The sequence below is a fragment of the Variovorax sp. 01T439_2 genome (genome assembly GCF_056398445.1).
In genome coordinates, this window is the sequence record NZ_JBFTPJ010000529.1 from 1 (window position 1) to 4147 (window position 4147).

The window sequence follows — 4147 nt, forward strand, 5'->3', positions numbered from 1 at the left end:
GGACRGCGTCTACCAGCCCGGTGTCCGCTCGAGCGACTGGGTCAAGGTGAAGCGCAAGGGCGCGATTCCCGCAGAGCGATTCAGGCGCTGACGGCAGTGGTGTAGAGCCGGCAAAAGGGCTTGAGGARGTAGGAGATAATCGAGGCTTGCAACGGTGATGCCCAAGCGAGGTTGAAAGCGGAGCAGAGTGTGTGGATTGGGTAGCGCCTCGCCAACCCGTTGATTTCATTGGGCTAGTTCCGATTGCAAATCCGTCTAGCCCGGTTCGACTCCGGGTCGCGCCTCCACCCTCTCCCTCTCTGATCAAGCTCGATCCGCCCTCCACCGAAAAAACCAGCCCCGCCAACCTGCGTTGCCGGGGCCCGTTTCGTTTGGGTTATCGTCGATGTTCAACCCGAGGCCCGGATGGTGAAATTGGTAGACACATCGGACTTAAAATCCGCCGCTTCCTTAATCGGGGCATACGGGTTCGACCCCCGTTCCGGGCACCACATTTAGACAAGGGAGCACTCCATGCCTCGTTACAACGCTCCATTTGAAATCCATGTGCACGGCGACGTGCCCTTGCGCTCCGACGTCGGCTTCGACCAGATCCAGGAAGCGCTCAAGCCGCTGTGGGCCTACGCAGGCGCCAAGTCGCTGGCCGACGGCGCGACCAGCACCTACGAAGAAGAACCCGGCATCCGCTTCGAGCAGAAGGACCACATGCTCCAGATCTGCTGGACGGTGCCGGGCGACGAAGACTTTCGCCAGGCGCTCGACGAGATGTGCATGGCCCTGAACGAACTGTCCGAGCGCGGCGCCGCCATCGAGGTCACCTTCTACGACACCGACTTCGACGAGGAAGAGGGCGACCCCGACGAAGAGTCGCGCGACGATTTCCTGATGCTGTTTGTCGGCCCCAATCCGGCCGCGATCATGCAGGTGCAGCGCGACCTGCTGGTGGAAGACGTCGTCAACCTGATGGAGCGCCACTTCGATGGCGCCGAGCTCGGCGGCGTGGTGTCCGAGATCGACCGCCTTTTCAGCGACCGCTTCGATGCGCTCGTGAATTCGCTCGAGATCGGCAAGCGCCCGCGGGGCACCGGCGGCAGTGGCAGCGGCGGTGGGCATGGCGGCGGCCGCCGCCCGCGCCACCTGCACTGATCCGATCGGGCCAAGGCTGCGTCCGGCGCCCGGTCGATCATCCGTCGCCGCATGGCGCTGTTTCCGTCATCTGCCCTGAACGCCGGCGTGCGCAAGCGCGAGGTGTTCGGCTGGGCCATGTACGACTTTGCGAATTCCGGCTACACCACGGTCGTCATCACGGCCGTGTTTGCCGCCTACTTCGTGGGCGGCATCGCCAAGGGGGCGCCGTGGGCCGCATTTGCCTGGACTGCGGCGCTCAGCGCGTCCTATGCCGTCGTCATGCTTTCGATGCCCGCGATCGGCGCCTGGGCCGACCGGCGTGCCGCCAAGAAGCGCGTGCTCGCCGTGGCGACGCTGGGCTGCGTACTTGCCACGGCGGCGCTCGCATTCACGCCGAGGTTCTCGGGGGCCATGGGCGTTGCGGTTGCCATGGCGCTGATCATCGTCTCCAACACCTTCTATTCCTACGGCGAGTCGCTGACCGGCGCCTTCCTGCCTGAACTCGCGACCGCCGAGGGCATGGGCAAGGTCAGCGGATGGGGCTGGAGCTTCGGCTACGTCGGCGGCATGCTGGCGCTCGGGCTGTGCCTGGCCTACGTGCTGTCGGCCCAGGCCAAAGGCCTGCCTGCATCGCACTTCGTCCCGGTCACGATGCTGATCACCGCGGCCATCTACGGCGCAGCCGCCTGCGCCACCTTCGCGCTCCTGCCCGAGCGTGCGCAGCCCCGTGCGGCCGGCAGCGCAGTGGGCGCATGGCAGCAATTGCGCGCCACCTTCGGGCAGGCCCGCGCCTACCGCGATTTCATGCAGCTGCTGGTCTGCACCGTCTGCTACCAGGGCGGCGTGGCAGTGGCCATCACGCTCGCCGCCATCTATGCCGAGCAGGTCATCGGCTTCGTGGCGAGCGAGACCATGGTGCTGATCTTCGTGCTCAACATCGCGGCCGCTGTCGGCGCCTTCGGCTTCGGCTACGTGCAGGACCGCATCGGCCACAAGATCTCGCTGGCCGGCACGCTGGTGGCCTGGATCGCGGTCTGCGTGATTGCCGCGATGGCGACCACCAAGGGCACCTTCTGGTGGGCTGCCGCCATTGCAGGGCTTGCGATGGGCTCGAGCCAGTCGGCCGGCCGCGCGATGACGGGCTTCCTGGCGCCGCCGCGGCAGCTTGCGGAGTTCTTCGGGCTCTGGACCTTTGCCACGCGGCTCGCGGGCATCATCGGTCCGCTGATGTTCGGCGCCATCACCTGGGCCGCGGGCGGCAACCAGCGCATTGCGATTCTCTCGACCGCGGCGCTGTTCATTGCGGGGCTGCTGCTGTTGCTGCCGATCGACATGGCGCGCGGCAGGGCGGCCGCGCTGCGCGGCGCCTGAACCGGCCGGCTCAGGGCGGCTGCTGGCGCAGCGACTTGGGCACGCGGTAGCGCTCGCCGTCGTAGCGCAGCGTCACGGTATTGAAGCGCGCGGGCATGGCCTTCTCGGTGCAGCTCTGGTCTTCCTGCATCTGCGCGCGGCTCTGCACCAGCGTGCGCGACAGCTGCAGATCGGCATAGCCGTTGCTCGCCGACTTGCCGACCGAAAGCATGGTGCGAAGCTGCTCGAAGCGGCCGGTGCAGCTGCTGTCCCATTCGCCGCTGTCGTGGTCGAGCTCGACTTCCTGCAGCACCTCGCGCAGCTTGCTGCCGTGGTGCACGTAGAGGCGGATGGTTTCGCTGGCCACCGTGCTGCCCGGCGCCGTGCCCCGGTAGCGCACGCGCAGCCCGAAGGCGCGCGTGTCGGACGACAGCACGTAGCGCGAGGTGTCGATGCGGATGTCCTGGATGGCGGTGGCGGCGTCTTCGTCGAGCGCCTCGGGCTGGAAGATGCGGCCGATCACCGTGTCGCGCTCGGTGTTGCCGTTGTCGGGCCGCTGGATCAGCAGCAGCTCCAGGTCGAAGACCTTGGCGCCCGTGCTGCTGGTTTCGCGCGGCACGGGCAGCACCACGATGCTGCGGCCCGGAAAGGCGGGCCAGGGCTTGCAGGCGGCCAGGCGCTCGTCGAGCGGGCGGTTCGGATGGAGCTTGGCATGCATGCGCTCGGCAAGGCCGCTCTCGCAGGCCGCATGGCCGAGGCCTGCTGCCGAGAGGCCGAGCAGCAGCAGGGCGCAGCGCAAAAGACGAAGACGCATGTTGTTGTCGGATCGGCTTCAGGCAGCGGTTGCGGCAGCAGCCGGAGCAGCTTGGGGCTGTTGCAGCCAGTGCGCGGCGGCGGCTTCGAGCACGGCCGCATCGCCGCTGCCCTGCAGGACCAGCCCGCCTTCGCCGCTGTCCGCGAGGCGGCCGAGCGAAGCCAGCACGCGCCGGGCCTGCTGCGCGACCGGCGCGCCGGTGTCGATGAAGCGCAGCGCGGGCGGCGCATGGCGCTGCAGCTCGTTCTTCACGAGCGGGTAGTGGGTGCAGCCGAGCACGACGGTATCGACCTGGCCGGGTGCGTCGCCGAAGGGGCCGGCTTCGGCCATGTAGCGGGCGCAGAGTTCGGTGATGGCTGCGGTGTCGAAGCCCTCGATCGCCTTCACGAGCCCGTCGCAGGGCACGGCACGCACATTGGCTGTTCCTGCGAAGGAGTCGCGCAGCGCCGCGTATTTGGCGCTGGCCAGCGTTCCGCGCGTGGCCATCACCGCGATGTGGCCGGTGCGGCTGGTCGCCACGGCGGGCTTGAGCGCAGGCTCCAGGCCGACGATGGGCAAGGCCGGATGCTCGGCGCGCAGCAGGTGGATCGCGGCCGTGGTGGCCGTGTTGCAGGCCACCACCAGCGCCTTGATGCCGTGCTCGGCCATCAGTTGCTCCGCCACCTTGCGCGAGCGCTCGATCACGTAGGCATCGCCGCGCTCGCCATAGGGCGCGAACGCGGTGTCGGCAAAGTACACGAAGCGCTCGTGCGGCAGCTCGGCGCGCAGCGCGGCCAGCACGCTGAGCCCGCCGACGCCGCTGTCGAAGACGCCGACCGGGTTGTTCAAGCCTCTTCCATCATGATGGTCTTGAAC

The 4147-nt window shown here is 67.9% G+C and carries 4 protein-coding genes and 1 tRNA gene; 3 read left to right on the forward strand and 2 right to left on the reverse strand.

Going from position 1 to position 4147, the window contains the following annotated elements; all coding sequences use genetic code 11:
* Positions 1–399 precede the first annotated feature (399 nt).
* The 3 genes from AC1DOC_RS22360 to AC1DOC_RS22370 all read left to right on the forward strand — a co-directional run bounded on the left by AC1DOC_RS22360 (position 400) and on the right by AC1DOC_RS22370 (position 2499).
* Positions 400–491 (forward strand) — tRNA-Leu (locus tag AC1DOC_RS22360).
* Positions 492–513: 22 nt separating this feature from the next.
* Positions 514–1146 carry a DUF6806 family protein gene (locus AC1DOC_RS22365; RefSeq protein ID WP_012747623.1) on the forward strand — a complete coding sequence of 211 codons (633 nt, stop codon included), beginning with the start codon at positions 514–516 and terminating at the stop codon, positions 1144–1146.
* A gap of 51 nt (positions 1147–1197) precedes the next feature.
* Complete coding sequence (locus AC1DOC_RS22370; RefSeq protein WP_012747624.1) at positions 1198–2499, forward strand: MFS transporter; 1302 nt, start codon at positions 1198–1200, stop codon at positions 2497–2499.
* 10 nt (positions 2500–2509) lie between these two features.
* Here AC1DOC_RS22370 and AC1DOC_RS22375 read toward each other — a convergent pair whose 3' ends face one another.
* Positions 2510–3292, reverse strand: coding sequence for a PA3715 family protein (locus AC1DOC_RS22375; RefSeq protein ID WP_018907292.1), 783 nt, complete (start codon positions 3290–3292; stop codon positions 2510–2512).
* A gap of 18 nt (positions 3293–3310) precedes the next feature.
* A complete protein-coding gene (gene murI, locus AC1DOC_RS22380) occupies positions 3311–4120 on the reverse strand; it encodes a glutamate racemase (RefSeq protein WP_018907291.1) in 810 nt (269 codons plus the stop codon).
* Between the last annotated feature and the right edge of the window lie 27 nt (positions 4121–4147).